The organism is Laceyella sediminis (assembly GCF_003003125.1).
Taxonomy (GTDB): Bacteria; Bacillota; Bacilli; order Thermoactinomycetales; family Thermoactinomycetaceae; genus Laceyella; species Laceyella tengchongensis.
Map to the genome: position 1 here is coordinate 50,112 of NZ_PVTZ01000001.1, position 21,347 is coordinate 71,458.

General features: G+C 50.8%; 20 protein-coding genes and 1 other annotated feature. Of the genes, 1 reads left to right on the forward strand and 19 read right to left on the reverse strand.

Annotated features, from left to right (window positions below):
- Positions 1-90: 90 nt before the first annotated feature.
- Entirely contained in the window at positions 91-795 is a 705-nt protein-coding gene (locus CLV36_RS00235) for a TraR/DksA C4-type zinc finger protein (protein ID WP_181352742.1), read from the reverse strand.
- Between the two features lie 245 nt (positions 796-1,040).
- Between CLV36_RS00235 and CLV36_RS00240 the strand changes: the two genes are divergently transcribed.
- On the forward strand, positions 1,041-2,390 hold the full coding sequence (locus CLV36_RS00240; protein ID WP_106341361.1) for an amino acid permease: 1,350 nt from the start codon (positions 1,041-1,043) through the stop codon (positions 2,388-2,390).
- A gap of 234 nt (positions 2,391-2,624) precedes the next feature.
- Here CLV36_RS00240 and ileS read toward each other — a convergent pair whose 3' ends face one another.
- The 18 genes from ileS to spoVE form a co-directional block, all read right to left on the reverse strand.
- Positions 2,625-5,399: an isoleucine--tRNA ligase gene (gene ileS, locus CLV36_RS00245; protein WP_106341362.1), complete on the reverse strand. Its 2,775-nt coding sequence runs from the start codon at positions 5,397-5,399 to the stop codon at positions 2,625-2,627.
- 118 nt (positions 5,400-5,517) lie between these two features.
- Positions 5,518-5,750: a binding site (T-box leader), on the reverse strand.
- A gap of 50 nt (positions 5,751-5,800) precedes the next feature.
- Complete coding sequence (locus CLV36_RS00250) at positions 5,801-6,775, reverse strand: DivIVA domain-containing protein (RefSeq protein ID WP_425436525.1); 975 nt, start codon at positions 6,773-6,775, stop codon at positions 5,801-5,803.
- A 99-nt stretch (positions 6,776-6,874) separates the two neighbouring features.
- Positions 6,875-7,660, reverse strand: a complete 786-nt coding sequence (locus CLV36_RS00260) for a YlmH family RNA-binding protein (protein ID WP_146130559.1) — start codon at positions 7,658-7,660, stop codon at positions 6,875-6,877.
- 4 nt (positions 7,661-7,664) lie between these two features.
- Positions 7,665-7,925 carry a YggT family protein gene (locus CLV36_RS00265; protein WP_106341364.1) on the reverse strand — a complete coding sequence of 87 codons (261 nt, stop codon included), beginning with the start codon at positions 7,923-7,925 and terminating at the stop codon, positions 7,665-7,667.
- Between the two features lie 11 nt (positions 7,926-7,936).
- Complete coding sequence (locus CLV36_RS00270) at positions 7,937-8,359, reverse strand: cell division protein SepF (protein ID WP_102992851.1); 423 nt, start codon at positions 8,357-8,359, stop codon at positions 7,937-7,939.
- A gap of 21 nt (positions 8,360-8,380) precedes the next feature.
- Positions 8,381-9,082 carry a YggS family pyridoxal phosphate-dependent enzyme gene (locus CLV36_RS00275; RefSeq protein ID WP_102992852.1) on the reverse strand — a complete coding sequence of 234 codons (702 nt, stop codon included), beginning with the start codon at positions 9,080-9,082 and terminating at the stop codon, positions 8,381-8,383.
- A 5-nt stretch (positions 9,083-9,087) separates the two neighbouring features.
- On the reverse strand, positions 9,088-9,909 hold the full coding sequence (pgeF, locus tag CLV36_RS00280; protein WP_106341365.1) for a peptidoglycan editing factor PgeF: 822 nt from the start codon (positions 9,907-9,909) through the stop codon (positions 9,088-9,090).
- Positions 9,910-10,009: 100 nt separating this feature from the next.
- Positions 10,010-10,291 (reverse strand): YlmC/YmxH family sporulation protein, encoded by a 282-nt coding sequence (locus tag CLV36_RS00285; protein ID WP_223247953.1) that lies wholly within the window; start codon positions 10,289-10,291, stop codon positions 10,010-10,012.
- 142 nt (positions 10,292-10,433) lie between these two features.
- Positions 10,434-11,210, reverse strand: coding sequence for an RNA polymerase sporulation sigma factor SigG (gene sigG / locus CLV36_RS00290; protein ID WP_106341366.1), 777 nt, complete (start codon positions 11,208-11,210; stop codon positions 10,434-10,436).
- Between the two features lie 71 nt (positions 11,211-11,281).
- Positions 11,282-12,004, reverse strand: coding sequence for an RNA polymerase sporulation sigma factor SigE (gene sigE, locus CLV36_RS00295; RefSeq protein WP_022736449.1), 723 nt, complete (start codon positions 12,002-12,004; stop codon positions 11,282-11,284).
- Positions 12,005-12,006: 2 nt separating this feature from the next.
- Positions 12,007-12,951 (reverse strand): sigma-E processing peptidase SpoIIGA, encoded by a 945-nt coding sequence (gene spoIIGA / locus CLV36_RS00300; RefSeq protein ID WP_106341367.1) that lies wholly within the window; start codon positions 12,949-12,951, stop codon positions 12,007-12,009.
- Between the two features lie 346 nt (positions 12,952-13,297).
- The gene (ftsZ, locus tag CLV36_RS00305; protein ID WP_106341368.1) at positions 13,298-14,449 is read right to left on the reverse strand and encodes a cell division protein FtsZ; all 1,152 of its coding nucleotides are present in this window, start codon (positions 14,447-14,449) and stop codon (positions 13,298-13,300) included.
- 51 nt (positions 14,450-14,500) lie between these two features.
- A complete protein-coding gene (ftsA, locus tag CLV36_RS00310; protein ID WP_106341369.1) occupies positions 14,501-15,739 on the reverse strand; it encodes a cell division protein FtsA in 1,239 nt (412 codons plus the stop codon).
- Between the two features lie 175 nt (positions 15,740-15,914).
- Complete coding sequence (locus tag CLV36_RS00315) at positions 15,915-16,664, reverse strand: cell division protein FtsQ/DivIB (RefSeq protein WP_106341370.1); 750 nt, start codon at positions 16,662-16,664, stop codon at positions 15,915-15,917.
- A 135-nt stretch (positions 16,665-16,799) separates the two neighbouring features.
- A complete protein-coding gene (gene murA / locus CLV36_RS00320) occupies positions 16,800-18,065 on the reverse strand; it encodes a UDP-N-acetylglucosamine 1-carboxyvinyltransferase (protein ID WP_106341371.1) in 1,266 nt (421 codons plus the stop codon).
- Positions 18,066-18,079: 14 nt separating this feature from the next.
- The gene (murB, locus tag CLV36_RS00325; RefSeq protein ID WP_106341372.1) at positions 18,080-18,988 is read right to left on the reverse strand and encodes a UDP-N-acetylmuramate dehydrogenase; all 909 of its coding nucleotides are present in this window, start codon (positions 18,986-18,988) and stop codon (positions 18,080-18,082) included.
- Positions 18,989-19,105: 117 nt separating this feature from the next.
- Complete coding sequence (gene murG, locus CLV36_RS00330; RefSeq protein WP_022736456.1) at positions 19,106-20,218, reverse strand: undecaprenyldiphospho-muramoylpentapeptide beta-N-acetylglucosaminyltransferase; 1,113 nt, start codon at positions 20,216-20,218, stop codon at positions 19,106-19,108.
- Between the two features lie 21 nt (positions 20,219-20,239).
- Positions 20,240-21,340, reverse strand: coding sequence for a stage V sporulation protein E (spoVE, locus tag CLV36_RS00335; RefSeq protein WP_106341373.1), 1,101 nt, complete (start codon positions 21,338-21,340; stop codon positions 20,240-20,242).
- Between the last annotated feature and the right edge of the window lie 7 nt (positions 21,341-21,347).

Here is a 21,347-nt window from a genome sequence, read left to right on the forward strand (position 1 = left end):
TCTTCCTCCTGTCTCCCACAGTCGAACAGTTTCCTTTTTCCATCTGATTGTAGCACAGGGCAATCTGTCCGAACAAGTTGAGACAGCCTTTTAACCGATAAAGTCTTGGTCTAGGTCACGCAAGGTTTCTTCCCGATCTTTTTGGCGGTATGCCTGGTTGTGAGTGATATCGGTGATTTCGGCTGAGTTCCCATCCATATCGGTGATCGCAAAGCCTTCGACCAAGTCGATGTACCCACGCTGTTCATTGTGGTCGACCGTCAATTCGTTGTAACTGCGGGCTTCTGCAAAAAAATCCGGCGGATTAGACGTCCCATACTGTTCCACTTCCTGCCAAGCATCTTCACCATCATAAAAATTGTAGTCGCTTTCGTCGTGATTGTGATGTCCTGGTTGCACCACCTGTTCTTCAACCGGACGGTTAGCAGAGATGTGGGGATGTGGACGGTGTTCAACACAATATTCAGCTGTCGGCATCGCTTCCAGTCGTTCAAACGGAATTTCTTGACCACATTGTTTGCAAATTCCGTACGTACCCTGTTCCATCCGGTTGAGCGCCGCTTCAATCTCTTGCAGATGCCGCTCATCCGCTTCATTCAATGCCAAATCCTTGCCACGCTCAAACATTTCCGTTCCCAAATCGGCGGGATGGTTATCGTAGCCAGACAATTCTCCCACTGAGGCGTTCATCCCCGTTGCCATGCCATAGTTGTCATTGTGCGCCACCCGCTCTTCGATTTCTTGCTTCTCTTGTAGCAATTGTTGCCGCAATAGGCCCAACTGTTGCCCGTTCATATTCATGCCTCCCATCAAGTCAACTTGCTTACTGTTTATGCTGTCCCGCGTCGGTTCGATTTCCTCTGGAAATGGGAGGATGGAAAGAGAAAATGAGGCAGGCGAGCAACAATCGCCATAGCTACCGCTTATGTTTTCATCTAGATATTAGATTATTTCCAATTAACTTGATTTTAATTATACCCTTCCCAAAATACTTTATTGCTGTTATGCTTTTAGGCAATGAAGCGAAAGGATGGACAAACATGGGCAATCAATTGAAAAAACAACTACTGCCCCGACACGTACAAATGATGGCGCTAGGTGGTGCCATCGGTACAGGCATTTTTCAAGGCAGTTCGGAAACCATCTCCGCCGCTGGCCCCGGGGTTGTCATCTCTTATCTGGCTGCTGGAGGCCTCCTCTTCATCGTCATGAGCGCCTTGGCTGAAATGGGGATGGCTATTCCCGGCGTCGATTTGCGCGGATTTATCCACCGTGCTTTTGGTTACCGGACTTCCTTCGTCGTCGGTTGGCTCTACTTTTTTCTCTGGATCATCGTGATGGCGCTGGAAATTGTTGCAGCCGGCACCTTTTTGCATTATTGGTTTTCCAATATTCCCGTTTGGGCGCTCAGCTTGTTTTCCGCACTCTTTGTCATTTTCATCAATTTATTTAGCGTGCGCTTATACGGAGAAATTGAGTTTTGGCTTACGGGTATCAAAGTGGTCACGTTGGTTGTCTTCATTTTGTTGAGCGCCGCGCTGATCCTGGGCCTCATCCCTGTTGCCGATCCGCCATCGGCAAGCAATCTGACGGCTCACGGCGGATTCATTCCGCTCGGCTGGATGGGCGTGATCTCGTCGTTGTTGATCGTGATCTTTTCCTATGGTGGCACCGAACTAGTCGGGCTCTCCATCACCGAAATGAAAGACGCCGACCACACACTTCCCAAAGTGATGCAAGGCGTCATCTATCGCATTTGCCTCTTTTATGCCTTGCCAATCTTGTTGATCACCATGCTGGTTCCATGGAATCAAGTGGGTTCACAAGCCAGTCCGTTTGTGCAAGTGCTCTCCGCGGTAGGGCTTAAAGGAGTAGCCCATGTGATGAACTTCATTATGTTGACTGCCGTTATCTCCGCAGCCAACTCAGGCATGTACGCGACCTCGCGCATGATCTATTCTTTGGCGAGGGGTGGGGAAGCCCCAGCGCTGTTTACCCGCACCAGTCAGACCGGGGTGCCCGTATTCGGGCTGATGATCAGCGGCGTCGGCCTTTTGTTGGGCGCTTTCGCGGCCTTCATCGCCAAAGACTCTGTCTTTCAATATCTGATGGGCATTCCCGGGCTGACAGTCTTGCTCATTTGGATCTTGATCTGCCTAGCCCAACTCAAGTTACGTCCCACATATGACGGACAATTGAAATACCGTGTCGCATTCTTCCCTTATTTGACTGGGCTGACGGTGCTGATTTTGCTCGTCATCTTCGGCTTCATTCTGGCCGATCCGAAAAATCTGATCAACAATGCCGTCTATCTCAGCGTGGTGGCTGTGCTGACGCTGGCCTCCTTGTTTATCAGGCCAAGAACGGCATCGCAAACGGTCCGTTCATAACAAGAGCAAAGACGCATCCCCACGGCGGGGATGCGTCTTTTGATTGCTTCTACCTCGTCGGGGCATACCTCGCCAACTGCTTCTTCACGCTTTAGATTGCCATCTCAACTTACCATACCCTTAAGATTTCTGCGCAAAAAAAGACCCCATGTTCTTATGGGGTCTTTCATTCGTTGACAAAATCCTGCTTAGCCTCCATTCTTAAACTCCTAGAATGCGTGAGGCTAGCATATTTTATTCGGCCGCCACATCAGGATAATGCTCGCGCACAATGTCCACACAACGACTGCACAACTCCGGATGGTCAGCGTGTGTGCCAACAGACGGCAGGATCATGCGGCAACGGTCGCATTTCTCCCCTTCAGCCACTTCTACTTCAACGTGCAATTTCGCTTCCTTGCTCACATCCGCCGAAGCTGGTTTCAACTCCACTTGCGATACGATGAAGAGTTGATCCAATTCTTCAGATTCAGCCAGCAGAGTAGCCACTTCCTCATTCGGGGTTAACACCACTTTGGCCCCCAGCGAGTTGCCGATCAATTTCGCGGCCCGCGCTTCTTCCAACGCCTTTAATACCACATCTCGCAACTCAAGCAAGCGATCCCACTTGGCCTCCAACGCTTCATCTGCATACGCAGGATTGCTGACTGGGAAATCGGCCAATTGCACACTGATCTCTGTCACGCCCGGCACGTGTTTCCACACTTCATCAGCAGTATGCGGAATGATCGGTGCCACCATCGTCACCAAAGCCTGCAACATATCATAAAGCACGGTTTGCGCGGAACGGCGCACTGGGGCGTCAGCCGGCAATACGTACAAGCGGTCTTTCAATACATCCAGATAAAACTGGCTCAAGAACACGTTACAGAAGGTGTGCAAGTCCACATACACCTGATGGAAGTCATACTCGTCATACCCTTTGGTCACCCGGTCGATCAACCGTTGCAACTTCGCCAATGCAAAGCGGTCCAGCTCGGTCAATTGCTCAAATGGCAGACGGTCTGAAGCTGGATCAAAGCCGTGCAAATTCCCCAGCAAGAAACGGAAGGTGTTGCGGAGTTTGCGGTACACTTCAGCGATTTGCTTCAGAATGGCGTCTGACAGACGCTGATCCGATTGATAATCGCTAGATGCAACCCACAAGCGCAGAATGTCCGCCCCATACATGTTGATCACTTTGGCAGGCTCAATGGTGTTGCCCAACGACTTGGACATCTTGCGCCCTTCTCCATCCATCGTAAACCCATGGCTGAGCACTTGCTTATAAGGCGCCTGCCCTTTGGTCGCCACCGCGGTGGACAGGGAAGAGTTGAACCATCCACGATATTGGTCAGAACCTTCCAAGTACAGGTCAGCAGGCCAACTCAGATCATCACGGCCCTCCAACACCGCCTTATGGCTGGAACCCGAATCGAACCACACATCCATCGTGTCGGTTTCTTTGCGGAACTCCGTACCGTGGCAAGCCCGGCAGGATTGTCCTTCCGGCATCAATTCATGCACATCTTTGGCATACCAAGCGGACGAGCCTTCGCGCGCAAACAGGTCGGAGATAAATTTGATCGTCTCTTCTGTGATATGGGGCTCCCCACATTTTTCACAGTAGAAGATCGGCAATGGCACACCCCAGATCCGTTGCCGGGAAATACACCAGTCTCCCCGGTCGGCGATCATGTTGTGAATGCGCAATTCACCCCAAGCGGGCGTCCATTTCACTTTTTTGATTTCATCGAGCATTGCCTGGCGGAACCCATCGACTGAAGCGAACCATTGCTCCGTCGCCCGGAAGATGACCGGCTTTTTGGTGCGCCAATCATGCGGATACTGATGCGTAATGAAGTTCAGCTTCAACAGGTAGCCGCGTTCAGCCAATTTCTCCGTGATCGGCTTGTTGGCATCATCATAGAACAGCCCTTCAAATCCGGGTGCTTGCGCCGTCAACCGGCCCTTGCCGTCCACAGGGCACAACACTTCCAAATTATATTTTTGGCCAACGCGGAAGTCCTCTTCACCATGTCCAGGAGCTGTATGCACACAGCCGGTTCCCGCATCCACCGTTACATGGTCACCAAACACAATGGGGCTTTCCCGATCATACAAAGGATGCTGGCAAACCACGCCGGCCAAATCGCTTCCCTTGTATTGGGCAACGTTCTTATACTCTGTCAGCTCCGCCACTTTCATCACTTCTTCAACCAAGGCGGTAGCCATCAGGAGTTTGCGGCCACCGGTTTCAACCAAACTATACTCCAATTCTTCATTCAGACAGATCGCCACGTTGGCCGGAATCGTCCAAGGCGTCGTCGTCCAGATCACCACATAGGTGTTGTCCACAGGCAACACACCGTTACCTTGTTTCACCGGAAACATCACATAGATGGAGGCGGAGCGCTTGTCATGGTATTCAATCTCAGCTTCCGCCAACGCCGTTTCCGAAGTGGGGGACCAATAGATCGATTTCATGCCGCGATAGATGTGGCCCTGCTTAACCATCTCACCAAACACGCGAATTTGCGCCGCTTCATATTCAGGCAGCAGGGTGATGTACGGATTGTCCCAATCCCCTCGGACTCCCAATCGCTTGAACTGACTTTTTTGCTTCTCTACAAAGGAAAGCGCGTACTCTTTGCATTTCTCACGGAACTCCACCGGATCCACACTGCGACGGTCCACTTTTTTCTTGGTCACCACCGCATGTTCAATCGGCAATCCGTGGGTGTCCCATCCGGGCACATAGGGAGCATAATACCCTTTCATCGACTTGTAACGAATGATGAAATCTTTCAGCGCTTTGTTCAAAGCATGCCCAATATGGATGTCGCCGTTGGCATATGGGGGGCCGTCATGCAGGATAAAGCTAGGATTTCCCTTCCGCTTATCAAGCACTTGTTGGTAGATGTTCACTTCTTCCCACCATTTTTGAATTTCCGGCTCCTTGTTCGGGAGGTTCCCCCGCATCGGAAATTCTGTTTTCGGTAGATTGACTGTTTTGCTGTAGTCTGCCATAGAACATGACTCCTTTTATTCTGTTTTCGTTTTTTCTCTCTGGACAGCGACTTGCGCCACTCATTGGAATATCCTGTGTTCAGATCGGTTCGGACAATAAAAAAAACCTTCTTCATCCTCAAGGGACGAGAAGGTTTCCCGCGGTACCACCCTACTAGCTTTATGTCCTGGCTCAACAGACGACAAAGCCACTTGCACATCCGTAACGTGAATGACGCGGTCGACCTTACTCCAAGGTTCAGGTGACAGTTCCAGGGTGATTTTCGATAGATACTCGGATTAGGCTTTCACCACCCCTAATTCGCTGGAACGCGAGCACATCTATCTACTCTTCCCTTTCCTTACCGTTGGCCTCTATTTTATTTGCGTAATTTCATCGAACGGTGGCAGGTTAAGCCAGATTAAAACATCGCTTTTTTCTTTAATGTACGGGATTTTCTGCTGCGCAACTCCCGGCGCGGCTCTTCCTCTTCATCCATGTAAGTGGCTGCCACTTCATCCAACATGCTGTTGTCAATCACACTGGTATCTTCCATGTTATGAAATTCATTGGTGTGATATTCTTGCGTTGCGTGGAAGTCCTGACCTGTATGGAAATCCTGTTGACCTGTATGAAAGTCTTGTCCCGTATGGAAATCATTGTTGTCAAATTCTTGCGTTGCATACTCTTGGTACCCATGGGATGGTTGCTCCAACAGAAGCTCCGTCGGTTGGCTCTCGGCATACTGCTCGATTTGCTTCCCTTTATCTTCCAAACCTTGCTCCAATTCCTCCAAGGATTCCCAATCGGAGTTTTCCAAAATATCCAAATGGGATTGCACCAATGTGCGGAAACGGGCGCGGTATACAGTCGCTTTCTGTTTGAGATCAAGCAATTCGCTGTGAATGGCGCGCGCTTTTTGCAACGCCTCGTTGATGATACGGTCTGCGTTTTTCTCCGCTTCTTGTACGATCAACTCGGCTTCTTTTTTGGCGTTCAAGCGCACTTCTTCCGCCACTTCTTGCGCCACGCGAATCGACTTGTGAATGCTTTGCTCCATGGAAGCCAGTGTCGCCGCAGGTGGTTGCATCGGCATCGGCTCCGAATAACGGGGCATCGGTGGTTGCGTCGGTTGCGGTTGCATCTGTTGCATTTGTTGCACTTGCTGTACCGGTTGTGGTTGCGGACCCGTTTGGAACATGGATTCGCCTTCCATCAAGCGTTCGATCTCCGCTTGCAACTCTTCCACTTGCTGTTCCAACTCCAGCTTCTCGCGGGTCAGCAATTCAAAATCTTTGATAATCTGATCAAGAAATTCGTTTACTTCATCTACATCATATCCACGGAACGATCTTTTAAACTCTTTATTGTGTATATCATAAGGCGTTAGCGGCATCATCCGCACCTCCTGGACAAATACAATCTTTTCTATTCGACAATATTACCAAATATCCCGCCGAAATTCTATAAGCGACTTTCAAAAAAGACTTGACATTCATGCGAATTCCACCAAGTCTAACCAAATGCGCCCTTTTTTGGTATTGCCGCCAATACTTTCGACATATAACCGTCCGAATCCTCTAAGTGAAAGCAGATCCCCTTGCGCAACCGTAAAGTCAGGCTGATCCACAATCTTATGATTGGCTTTGCACTTTCCGCTTTTTATGAGTTGCGCCACCTTTGACCTGGAGATCCGAAACCCTTCGGCAAGCACCGCATCGATGCGCAAGGAAGCAACCGTAACCGCGTGCACCCTCTTCTTTTGCGAGGGATGAGCCAGTTCATCGCGAGCAATCGTTCTTATGTTAACATGCTCGCGACCGATTTGTCCAACTTGCATCAGGAGTAATCCCTCTAGTTCGGAAGCGGCAACCAGGTCGCATCCGGTGTCATGAGGAAGGATGTCCCCCAGCTTTTCCCGCTTGATGCCTAGCCCGAGAAGCGCCCCCAATACATCGGGATGTTCCAATTTCTTTCCAATATTTGCTTCTATGCGCAAGTATGTGAGCCCAAACATCTCAGGGTCTTCCACAACATAGTCGGGTGCGATAAACACGCGGCGGCGCTCCGCATCCGCATGCCCGCCATCCGACCATACATTCAGGTCGGGTTGGCGCCGCACCACCATGTTGACAATGTCCCGCTCGCGAGGATCGAGGAAATTGGTCAACACCGTTTGGTGCTGATGCGCCACTTTCCACGCCCAATCAAGCGCGCGTTCGACCACGATCCGCTCCTCCGGGCGGAAATGCATAAACAATGTTTCCTTCTCTCGTCTCACTTTATCAGATCACCCAACTGATGATGGTCATGACGCCCAATCGTATGAAATGAAGGGCGAATAACGCCACGATCGGCGAGATGTCGATAAATCCGATCGGCGGGATGAATCGGCGAAAGACGGATAGGTACGGTTCCGACAAGCGCGCGAGCAATTGTCCGACGGGGGATTCAAACACCTGCGGCAACCATGACGCAAGGATGTAAATAATCAGCACAAATTGGTAGATGGTAAATAACGTGTCAACCACTTGATAAATCAACATGAGCTTTCTGTTCACCTCAAATCTTTTAGCTCATCATCTTTCAGGAAATCGGTGATCGAGCCCGTGATATCCACGTTGGCCGGGGTGCAAATGAAAATGTTGTTGCCCAACTTTTGAATGTTGCCCCCTAAAGCATATACTGTTCCGCTCAAAAAGTCGATGATGCGTACGCCTTGATCGCGGCGGACGAGTTGGAGATTGACAACAACCGGACGATGGCTTTTCAAGTGATCTGCGATTTCGGGAGATTCTTCATAGCTACGGGGTTCGAACAAGACGAGGCGGATGTTTTTTTGCGTGTGCAAGGATACGATATTGCTCCTCCCCTTCAGATGATGGCTTGTCCCATCTTCGTGTTCAAGCTCATCATCATCGTATGGCTCGTCTTCTTCGCTCACACCGAAAAAGCCCATGATCTTCTCCATGAAAGTCATTGATTTCGCCTCCTTCAAAGGCTACCGTCCCCGTTTGCCTCCTCCAACTAACACGGATCCAAGCCGGACCCATGTGGCCCCTTCTTCAATCGCGATATCAAAATCTTGAGACATGCCCATGGACAAATGAGGCACACGTAAACGGGGCTGGTCTAACCGTTGTAATTGTTTTTGCAACCGCTTCAGTTCGCGGAAGATGGGCCGCACTTCCTCCGGATTTTCGACGATGGGCGCCATGGTCATCAGTCCGGCCACCTCAATCGTAGAATAATTCGCCACTTCTTTCGCAAATTCTTCTAATTCTTTCGGGGAAATTCCAAATTTGCTTTCTTCGCCCGACACATTCACCTGCAAAAAACAGGACAAAGGCTCAGCCTCTTTTTGGCGCACCCGGCGGTCAATCTCCTGCGCCAGGGAGAGCCGATCCAGTGAATGTAGGTATTGGAACCGACCAATGATCTCTTTTACTTTGTTGCGTTGCATGTGCCCGATGAAGTGCCAAGTGCCACGGTCGCCGAGCACTTTCCATTTGGGAACAGCATCCTGTACCTTATTCTCCCCGACATGGGTTAGGCCTAGGTCAAGCAAGCGTGCGGTATCCTCCACATCGCTGTATTTGGTGACGGCCACCACCCCAATTTCGCGCGGATCCCGGTTAGCCCGCCGGCAAGCTGCTTGAATACGCTCTTGCACCTTTTCCCAATGTTTACCAAATTCGTTCATGAGAATCACCTTTCCTGCTTTCCGATCCAAGCGACCATCCGTCCCGTTTTTCCTTTGTCCCGGCGGTGGGAGTAAAAGTAGGAATGATCGCAGCTTGTACACCATTTGCTTACAGCCATATGCTCAGGCAAAATCCCCGCCTGCAAAAAAATTTCGGCATTGGCTCGCTTCAAATCGCATTGCCATCTGCCGGGAACATGGCTCACCGCAATCCGCTCTAGCGCCTCTTGGCTGTGTATCGCTTCACGCATCGGGCCAATCACCCGCTCATCAACCTCATAACAACAAGGCCCGATCGACGGACCGATAGCCACCCATATCTCTTCTGGCTTCGCGCCTTGTTCGCAAAAACGTTTGACCATGTGGGCGCCAATTTGGCCAACCGTCCCTTTCCAGCCGGCATGAGCCACTCCCATCAAGTCCAATTGCGGATGATAAAAGTACAAAGGCACACAGTCGGCGAAATACGCTGCCAACAAAACCCCCGGCTCACGGGTAAAAAGGCCGTCAGTCTCTTGGTAGGCGGTTTGGCGTCCATCCTTCCCTTTGCCGCGATCCGCCGCCGACACTTGTTCAATATGTACGCCATGGACTTGTTCCGCGCAGGTCCATGCATCAAAGGAAAAGTCCAGTTCTTCGCTCAATTCCCGGCGGTTGTTAACCACTTGCCGCGGCCGGTCTCCCACGTGGAGTGCATAGTTGCGGCAGTCGGCATCTTCGCCCGCCCTTCTCGCGCTAAAACCGACGCGGAGGTGCGGAAATTGATTCTGCCACGCAGTCAGCTCAAACATGGGCACTTTGCTGTCACGGTATTGAAATGGTTCCATACACTCCCCCCCTTCGTTTCATATTACCATATCTTCCTTCGTCAACAAAGGAGGCGCGATCCGCCTCCCTCTAGCGCTTTTCCCGATCCGCCAGTAACTTTTAATCAACAGCAGCCTCATCCGGCAGATAATAACCGCGCCGCTCGACACTCTCTTCCAAACGAACCAAAATCACATCCGAACCGATCTTCACAATTTGCCGCCATGGGATCACCCATTCGTGGCCACTGCTAACAAAACCAAACCATTTGCTTTCACCCGGCACAACAATGGCATGGATCACACCCCGGCGCAAATCCAAATCCAAGTCGTAGATTTGGCCCAATTTACGACCATCAGCAATGTTGACGACATCTTTCGCCTGCAACTCTGATATTTTCACACGTCTCCCCACTTTCCGCGCAATGGTTATTTCTATATGTATATGTGCTGATTCCCGCAAATGTACGGCCTATTTCTATACAAAAGCCCAATCCTAGGCGATTGGGCTTTTGAGCAAGCATTGACTTGCGAATCTATTCAATTTAGGTGATAAACTTGTTCATCTGAGCAATGGCCGCTTTCTCTAGGCGAGAAACCTGGGCTTGGGAGATCCCTATTTCTTCAGCCACTTCCATCTGCGTCTTTCCTTCAAAAAAGCGCATGGACAAAATCATTTTTTCCCTGTCATTCAACTTGCTCATCGCTTCATTTAAAGCGATTCCTTCCAGCCACTGGGCGTCTCTGGACTTTTCATCGCTCAATTGGTCCATGACGAAAATGGGATCGCCACCATCCTGATACACCGGTTCAAACAAAGAAACCGGATCTTGGATCGCGTCCAATGCGAACACCACATCTTCTTTCGGGACGTTTAACGCACGTGAAATTTCCAAAATCGTGGGTTCGCGCGAATGCTGATTTGTCAACGAATCCCGAACTTGCAACGCTTTGTAAGCGATATCTCGCAACGATCGGGACACACGGATCGGATTATTGTCACGCAAGTATCTCCTGATCTCGCCAATGATCATGGGCACGGCATAGGTAGAAAACTTGACGTTCTGGCCGAGATCAAAGTTGTCAATCGCTTTCATCAATCCGATGCAACCAACCTGAAACAGATCATCCACGCATTCCCCTCTATTGTTAAATCGTTGGATTACACTCAATACCAAGCGTAGATTCCCATTGACCAGTTTTTCGCGCGCGGAACGGTCACCCGCTTGCAGCTGTTGAAACAGTACCCGCATCTCCTGATTTTTAAGAACGGGGAGTTTAGAAGTATCAACGCCGCATATCTCCACTTTGTTTCGCGCCATGAATTCCCCTCCTCAGGCTGGAACTAATTTTCAGTATGTCCTGAGGAAGGGGATTTATAATAAGAAGGAAATTAAACCATTTTATTGAATTCTTTACGCAATCTCTTAATAATTCTTTTCTCCAAACGGGAAATGTAAGACTGTGATATTCCGAGCATATCAGCGACATCCTTCTGTGTCTTCTCTTCGCCGCCATTTAAACCAAAACGCAACTCCATGATTTTGCGCTCCCGATCTGATAGATTCGACAGGGCCGTCCGCAAAATCTTGCGATCCACTTCATCTTCTATGTCGCGGTAGATTGTGTCATTCTCCGTGCCTAGCACGTCCGACAACAACAATTCATTCCCGTCATAGTCTGTATTGAGCGGCTCATCAAAAGAGACTTCGGAACGGATTTTGTTGTTGCGCCGCAAAAACATGAGGATTTCATTCTCAATGCATCGGGAGGCATAGGTAGCCAGCTTGATTTTCTTGGTGGGATCAAAGGTGTTGACGGCTTTAATCAGGCCAATCGTTCCGATCGAGACCAGATCTTCAATGTGAATCCCGGTGTTTTCAAATTTACGTGCAATGTAGACCACCAGCCGCAGATTGCGCTCAATGAGCAAAGCGCGAACGGCGGAATCCCCGCTCGGTAACTTTTCCAACAGATGCTCTTCTTCCTCCCGAGTCAACGGCGGAGGCAGGGCCTCACTCCCTCCGATATAATAAACTTCTTCCCCTTTCAAGCCGATTTGCATAAGTAGACGGTACCAAAACAATTGCACCGCCAATCTCCATTTGACAAACATCCTCATACCCCCCCAACGATTTGTTCTATCTGCTCCCGCGGCTCAAGATCATAACAGGACGGATGAATAATCGCTTGGTAAGTCCCATCAGACGAAAGGCGCCCGACATCTATACCTATGAGAATTTTTTTAATTTTATGCCACTCATCCCCCTGCAAAATTTCCACAACATCCGGTCTGATGGCGATCATCATCGCCTGTTCTTTCCCCGCTGCCCGGTACGGGATGACCCGAATCCGGTTTATCCAATCCGCCGGCAAATTGGACCAGCCCGCTTCCCAATCCCACTGGCGCAACATCTGTTCTAATTCTTCCGGAAAACAGACTTTCAATCGATCCAGTTCCACGATCATCACGGGTGTCCGGGTGATTGGATCGCGCAGTTGGTTTCCGGTATCAACAAGCCCGACGCATTCCAAGCAGTGCTGGTTGAGATGGATGCGAACCCCGGTCATGTACTGTTGAATCCGATGATTTTCCTTCAATGAACGCAACGAAAACCTAGTGTACAGCCACACAAGCGGAAATCCGCACAAAACGAGGGCCCATGATACAGGAGATCCCCAGCCCTGAGCGGAGTGGGTCAAAAACAGCCCACCAGCTACTTGGCTGTCTCCCGTAGTGACATAATGAAAAGCGATCATCGCTCCGCCGGCGATAAAGCAAACCAAGTAAAAAACCCCAAGATTGCGGATGAACGCCAACGGGTGGTGAAATCCATACGCGATCCACACCATCGCCAAAGAAACCAAGATTTTGACTGGAAAGAAATATGCCAACGCAAATTGCGGCCATAAGTGCAACATCGAATAGGCGCCACCCACGCACGCGGCCAGCAACAACCGCCAAACTTTGGTGGGTTGTTTGCGAATGCCCGCCGTCAACCACAATAGCAAGTAATCAATGGTTCCGTTGAGGAGGAAAATCATATCGGCGTAAACAACCATGCCCTTCCCCCTTCAGATTGAAGTGAGATCAGTATATCCCAAGCTCTGGTTCAAAGTCTGTCGCTTCTTGGATTGGTTCTTTGACTTGTTTCGTCGAACGCTGAGGTTCACCGCTAAATCCTGCCGGCATCCCTGCGCATGCCATGCTGGGAACTTCTACCAAAGTACCAGCTTCGTCCTGCACTCGGGATTGGAAAAGCCCAACAAAAAAAGAGATACCTGTTTAAGGTATCTCCTCGCTGATTGACAAGTAGCCTGATTCCAATAATGAAATCCTGCGATCCGTGGTCGCTTCTTGGAACAAAACTCCCAGTTGATGCAAAGCTCCCCGCCTTGGGTCGCTCCTCTATTTTTTGCGGTTGCGCAAGAATGTCGGCACTTCCAAATGCCCGTAAGGATCGATGAAATCATTATTTGCGTTTTGTTTTTCCTTTTCAACGCGGCTAAATGGGGAGAAAGTCGATTCTTCTTTTTGCGATTGTTGATTGACAAACATCGGCTTGCTGGATTTGGGGGGTTGTATTGAAATATGTTTCTCTTGTTGCTCATGGTCAAAGCCCGTCGCGATCACCGTGACCAAGATCTCATCTTTCAAGTCTTCATTGATCACCGCACCGAAAATCATGTTGACTTCCGGATGAGAGGCTTGCGTCACGATATCGGCCGCTTCATACACTTCGTACAAACTTAAGTTGGTTCCACCGGTAATATTCATCAGTACCCCGCGCGCACCATCGATAGACGTTTCCAACAATGGGCTGCAAATCGCCTTTTTGGCCGCTTCGGCTGCGCGGCTCTCGCCCGTTGCCGACCCGATGCCCATCAGTGCGGAACCGCGTTCGGTCATAATCGTACGCACGTCGGCGAAGTCCAAGTTGATCAAGCCAGGAACGGCAATCAAATCGGAAATCCCTTGCACACCTTGCCGCAAGACGTTATCCGCTTCACGGAACGCCTCCAGCATGGGCGTGTTTTTGTCGACAATATCCAACAACCGATCGTTGGGGATAACGATCAACGTGTCCACATTTTCTTTCAACGCGGCTACCCCTTGTTCGGCTTGGCTCGCCCGCCGTCTTCCTTCGAAGGTAAACGGCTTGGTGACCACGCCGACCGTGAGTGCACCCAATTCCCGAGCGATCAAAGCGATTTCCGGTGCAGCTCCCGTTCCTGTTCCGCCTCCCATGCCCGCGGTAACAAACACCATGTCTGCGCCTTTCAATACATTTTCAAGCTGCTCCCGGCTCTCTTCGGCCGCTTTTTTGCCAATCTCCGGCTTGGCACCAGCCCCCAAGCCACGTGTCAGCTTCTCCCCGATTTGTAAACGGATAGGGGCTTTGGCGCGGCTGAGCGCTTGGGCGTCAGTGTTAACAGCGATGAATTCGACCCCTTGCACCCCCGCTTCGATCATGCGGTTAACCGCATTGCTACCGCCACCACCAACACCGATCACTTTAATCTGGGCGATTTGTTCCATTTCCAGATCAAAATCTAACATGATCTTGTCCCTCCAATACAATCTCTACTGATGTAACAATAATCGAATGACCTAGATGAATTCACTTAACCAACTCTTCACTCTCTCTAACGCAGAAGGCGGCCGTTTCCCTTTCTGTCGCGGAGGGTGGGCAGGTCTCGGGTTGGTCGGCTGGAGCACGCCCCGTTTCTGCAGATAGTGGATCATCCCCACCCCTCCCGTATACGCCGGCTCTTTGACACCGATGTTTTTGGGGACAGCGATGCGTACCGCGGCACCCAATTGACTCTGGGCGACATGAATGATCTGTTTGGTGGCCATGACCCCCCCTGTTAACACGTACCCTCCAGCGGGCTCATCTGAGAATCCCATCGCTTTGACTTGCTGCTTGATTAGATGAAACATCTCCTCCAACCGGGGCTCGATGATTTGCGAGAGTTCCAGCTGGGTGACCGTTCGCTCTCGCGTCGTGCCGATCGTTTGCACTTGAAATATTTCATTCACATCGGCAAAATCCTTGCTGGCCACACCGTATTTGCATTTCACTTCTTCCGCGGTGCTAGTCTGCGTTCGCAAGCCGATGGCGATGTCATTGGTGATGTATTCCCCTCCGATGGGTATCACCGAAGTGCCGGCCAAATGTCCCTGTTGGAACACCGTCAACGTCGTCGTCCCACCGCCGATATCAGCCACGACCACGCCAAGGTTCTTCTCATCCGTGGACAGACAGAGTTCGCTTACCGCCAATGGCAGGAAAACCATGCCCGCGATGCTCAAATTCGCACGTTCGATGCATCTAAGTAAATTTTCGATAATCGTTTTCGCTCCGGTGACAATGAGCGCGTCTACCTCCAAACGAACGCCGATCATCCCATTCGGATCTCGGATATCATCTAATCCATCAACGATGAATTGTTTCGGAACCACTTCGACAATTGCCCGTTCCGGCGGTATGGCAATGACACGGGCTGCCTGTAAAACACGGTCAATATCATGATAGCCGATCTCTCTGTCTTCACTGGCCACTGCTACCACACCATGACTGGGTTGCAATGAGACATGATGCCCAGACACTCCGATATAGACTTCCGAAATCTCTATTCCAACCATGCGTTCGGCATGGTCTACCGCTTCACGAATGGATTGAACCGCCTGATCGATATTGATGATGGCTCCCTTTTTCATCCCCAGTGAATCAGCTGTTCCAACACCAACAATGTGCGTTGTTCCGTCCGGATTGATTTCTGCTACGATAACGCGAACCTGTGATGAGCCTAAATCCAAAGCAATCACAAAATCTTCATTGCTCAATCCTGGGCACCTCCTTGCCCGAGAAGTAAAACTCTGTTTGAATAAAGAGATCTGTAAGTAGGGAAAGGGAGGAAATACTTACAAACCATATTCAACAGCCGGGGGAATTTCCCCTCTTAAAACTGTTCATTTTTCTTCCTCAAACTTACATATTTTCCCAATCATGGAAATATCCTCATTCCTTCTCCGCTTGAAGTTGGGGCTTCCCTGACCTCTCCGGCGCAAACCAGATGCTCTCCAACAAGTAGATCGCTCCTGGCGGATGCTGGTAAAATGAGGGATAATATTCACATTTGGCAGCTAATTCTTTAGCTCGGACATAAATCCGGTGTTGCTGGTCACTCTGAATTTCCACCTGTTCCGCATCGGTAGCGGCAGGGGAAATGGTGACAAATTTTTTACGTATTGGTTCGGGCAATCGAGCAATTTGCTTTACTGCTGAGGTGAAAGTCGGGTTAATGCGGGCCCATCCCCTGAAAATCGGCTGACGCGGCCGACTCGTCAGATAGGGCCTTGCGGCAAGAATCGTTCCATTTGAGAGTATGGGCAGGAGTTTTTGATCATTTGTTTCGAATATTGCGACGGGAGGCCACTCTTCTACTCGTATGTACACCTGATTGGGAAAGCGTGTGATCACGCTAGCCCTTTTCACTTCAGGCAACTGCATAAGCGCTTGCTCTGCGCGTGCGCCATCGATGCTGAAATAAGAAATTCCTTTTTTCATCCGTGTTTTCGCCAATATTTCATCCGCTTTCACCAGATGATGACCACTGATGTGGATCGTTTCTATTTTGCTAAGCGGTGAACGCAAGAATAGGATAAATAACATTCCCGAAAAAAACACAAAGATGAACACGAACAACCAGGGTGCAGGGGAACGTCTTCTTCCTACCCGTGAGCGAAAGTGAGGAATACGCTCATCCATGGTAGTGACTCCTTTCCACAACACCAATCGCCTGTCTGTTCATTCACACTGAATCTTATAGTCTTCCCTATATATTACCACAAACAACCGGGGCTCACATGAATTTTAACACAAAAAACAGAAGCACGGGATGTGCTACTGTTTTTTCAAGGCCACTCTATGGATTTGTCCTCCCAGTTGCGCGATCACTTCATCGAGACGCTCATATCCCCGATCGATATGTTCGACCCCGGCAACCACCGATCTTCCTTGCGCGTTCAGCGCCGCGATCACCAAGGCAGCACCGGCGCGCAAGTCTGTCGCGCATACATGGGCGCCCGTCAGCCGTCTGATACCGTGGACAGTCACGGTATCCCCTTCCAGCCGAATCTCGGCCCCCATTTTTTTCAACTCCTCCACGTGCTTCAAGCGGGAATCGAAAATTTTTTCCGTCACGCGGCTTGTTCCCTCACACAAGGTGAGTAGCGCTAGCATTTGCGGCTGCATATCCGTCGGGAAACCCGGATAAGGGGTGGTGACGATGTGCGGAATGCCATTTAGCTTTCGCTCCGCCTTCACCCGCAATCCCCTCTTTGCCGTTTCAATTGCGAGCCCGGTCTGCCGTAGCGATTCAATAACACTTTCCAGATGCTCCGGCACCACGTTGTCAAGCTCCACCTCGCCACCAGTTGCTCCGGCCGCGATGATCAACGTTCCAGCGACGATCCGATCTGGCATGACCGAGTGATTCGTAGCCTGCACCTTCGGGACGCCCTGAATGACGATGGTGGACTCACCTGCCCCCTGCACTCTGGCTCCCATCTTATTGAGAAAAGCGGCCAAGTCGACAATCTCCGGTTCGCGCGCGGCATTGGTGATCACGGTTTCCCCCGTGGCACACACCGCGGCCATCATGATGTTCTCAGTCGCTCCAACACTGGGAAAGTCCAAGGCAATTTCTGCACCCTTCAGCTCAGGGGCACTACACGCGATGATGTCCCCCACTTCCGCCACTTCCACTCCCAAGCAAGCCAATCCTTTCAAGTGTAAATTGATCGGCCGTTTGCCAATGGCACAACCTCCGGGGCGTGACACGGTCACTTTGCCCAATCTTGCTAGCAAGGGCCCCATCAGAAAAATGGATGAGCGGATACGGCTCATCAGATCATCCGGAATGTGGGTTTGATTGAGCCCAACCGTATCCACTGTGACCCGGTGCCCGGCGCGTTCCACTTTGGCGCCAAGGCTTTGCAAGATGCGGCACATCGCATCGATGTCCGTCAGTTGGGGCACATCGTGAATTTCGTACGTTCCGGCAGCGAGCACGGTGGCCGCCAAGATAGGAAGGGCCGCATTTTTCGCTCCTTGTATGCGCACCCGCCCCGTTAATGGCGTTCCACCTTCGATGACAAATCTCCCCAATATGTCACCTCCGTTTACGCCTCACCCACCACCTGCACTTCAGGTTCCAACACCACCTGGTATTTTTCTTCGATTGTCTTCTTCACATGAGCAATTAAGTTCAACACATCTTCCGCCGTCGCGTTGCCACGGTTGATGATGAAGTTTCCGTGCATCTCGGACACTTCCGCATCTCCGATCCGGTACCCTTTGAGCCCGGCTTCCTGAATCAGCCGTCCCGCATAGTCGCCAGGAGGATTACGGAAAACGCTGCCCGCGCATGGATATTGCAGGGGTTGGGTCTGTCTGCGGCGATCTTTGAACTTGGCCAATTGGGCCGTGATTTCCTCCTTGTTGCCCCGTTCCAGACGGAAAGTGGCTTCAGTGACAATCCCCTTCATCTCCGTTTGCAAAATAGAAGTCCGGTAACTAAACGCCATTTCCGCATTGGAAAGTGTCACCCATTCGCCTGATTCCAAAAGCACCTTCGCCGATTCCAGCACGCGGGCTATCTCTGAACCGTGTGCCCCGGCATTCATGTAGACGGCGCCCCCAACATTGCCCGGAATTCCCCCAGCAAACTCCAATCCGGTCAAGCCTTGTTTGGCGGTCATCGTGGCCAGCAGGATCGTGGAATACCCTCCTCCCGCAACCACTTTGGTGCCGTCGATCGAAAGACAGTTAAATCCTTCGTCCAGCTTGAACACAACACCGCGAATGCCCCCGTCGCGGACGAGCAGGTTAGAGCCTCGACCAATCGCGCGCCAAGGCAACCGATGCTCTCTTACAATCCGCATCGCATTCTCCAACTCTTCTTCATTGCGCGGATAAATCAACATGTCGGCGGGTCCGCCCACTTTCCATGTGGTATGGCGGGACAACGGTTCATTTTCTCTTACATCGGTCACACCCGCTAACTTCAATTCCTCGATCACTTGCTTCATTTGCTATGTCCCCCCTCACCAAACATCTCCGACTGCAACCCAACCGACAGTGGTTTACCACAGTTTATGCCAGTGAGCAGGCAATGTGACAAAAGCCCACTGGCTTGCATGCGCTTGTTAAAAGCGGGCTGTTGCAATTTTCTCCAATTCATCTACTAACACCTCAGCTGCTTGCGGCCGTCCCAACCGACGTGCCGCTTCACTCATATCATGATGTTCTTCCGGATCTTCAAGCAGGCGTTTAATTTCTCGCCACAGCGTCTCTCCGGTCAATTCGCTCTCCAATAGCATTTTAGAAGCGCCCTGCTCTTCCAACCATCGCGCATTGGCTTCCTGATGGTTATTTGCCACATAAGGCGAAGGAATCAACACCGAAGGCAAGCCCAGCGCCGTCAATTCCGCCAAGGTGGAAGCCCCAGCTCGTCCCACAACAAGGGTGGTCGCCGCAAGAACGTCCGGCATATTGTACAAAAACGGCTTGACGGACAGGTTGGGGAATTCTTCCATCGGAATCCGTGAGCGGATGGCGTCAAAATGAACTTCCCCCGTGACATAGACAAAATGCACATGGGGAAGTTCTTTCATCCGGTCCACCATCTGCAGGACCGCTTCATTGATCGCTTTGGCACCGCGGCTACCGCCGAACAGCAAGACAATCGGCTGATGCACATCGGCAATCCCCAATGATTTGCGCCCTTGGGTGGCACTTGCCTGCACCACCTCAGTCGCACGGGGGTTTCCCGTAAACACAATGCGGTTGGCACGCCCCAGATATTTTTGCGACTCCTCTAGGCTGATCGCCACCACATCCACATATCGGGACAAAAACTTCGTCGTCATTCCCAACACGACGTTTTGCTCATGGATGAGCGTAGGAATACCCATGCGGTGGGCGGCATACACCGGTGGGCCGCTAACGAAGCCGCCCGTCCCCACAAACACATCCGGCTGGAATTCCTTTATGTATGCTTTGGATCGTTTAACTGCACTGATGAATGTACGAATCGTGTTTACATTTTTCCAAGAAATGCTCCGTTTGAATCCTTGAACCTCTATTGTATAGTAATGAATGTTCCCTTCTTTGGGAACAATTCGCGATTCCAGTCCATCTTCTGTTCCAATATAAGCAATTTCTACATCAGGATATCGTTTCTTCACTGTGCGCGCAATGGCTAATGCTGGATAAATATGTCCACCCGTTCCACCACCAGATAGCAAAATGCGCTTCATCCTCTCTCCTCCTCACCCGAATCATCTGTTTGAAAACCGGGACAAATTCAGCAAAATCCCGACGGCCGCCAACGTCAATGTCAGCGATGACCCCCCGTAACTCAAAAACGGCAAAGTGATGCCGGTCACGGGAAAGGCTCCTGATACCACGCCGATGTTTATTACCGCTTGAATCATAATCATCGCCGTAATCCCCATCGCAACCAAACTGGAAAACAGATCAGGTGATGTAATGGCCACGCGCACGCCGCGCCACACGATGATCGCAAACAACAAGATCACTGTTGCGGCGCCAATAAACCCCAGTTCTTCCGCCAAAATGGAAAAAATGAAATCAGTATGCGGCTCCGGGAGATAAAGGTGCTTTTGTTTGCTCATTCCCAATCCCAATCCGAGCAATCCTCCCGGCCCGATCGCATACAGCGATTGAATTAATTGATAGCCGGCACCCAGCGGATCTTCCCAGGGGTTGAGAAATGCCACGATCCGTTGGATTCGATAAGGAGCGGCCAGCACGAGACCCACGAAACCCACAATTCCCAACAGCATAAAGCCCACCAGGTGTTTCATTCGCGCGCCAGCCGCAAAGATCAGGACGAGACCCGTCCCCATCAGGACAGTTCCCGTCCCCAAATCCGGTTGTAGCATAATGGCTCCGAAGGCCAGCCCCAGCAAAGTCAGCCCAGGCACAAACCCTTTGGCAAACGATGCTATGGGGAATTTGGGTTTTGCGTACATCCTTGACAAATAGGCGATCATCGCCAATTTCATAAACTCCGAAGGTTGGATGCTAAACGCCCCGATCCCCAGCCAACTGCGCGCTCCGTTGCGCAAGATGCCGACACCCGGAATCAATACGACAATCAATAAAACAAAACATATGATAAGGCCGGGTTTTGACCACTCATAAAACTTCTGCGGATCCAGCCGAGAAATCCATAACATCGCGAAAACGCCCAACGCGGCAAACAGAAATTGCCGTTTGGCAAAATAAAAGGCATCTCCGTATTTGTGATAAGCAAATGCAGCGCTCGCGCTGTAAACCATCAGGACACCGATGGATAATAAGAGCAAGATCGCGACAACAATCACATAATCGGGAGAAGTCCGTACATTTTTCATGGGCGTT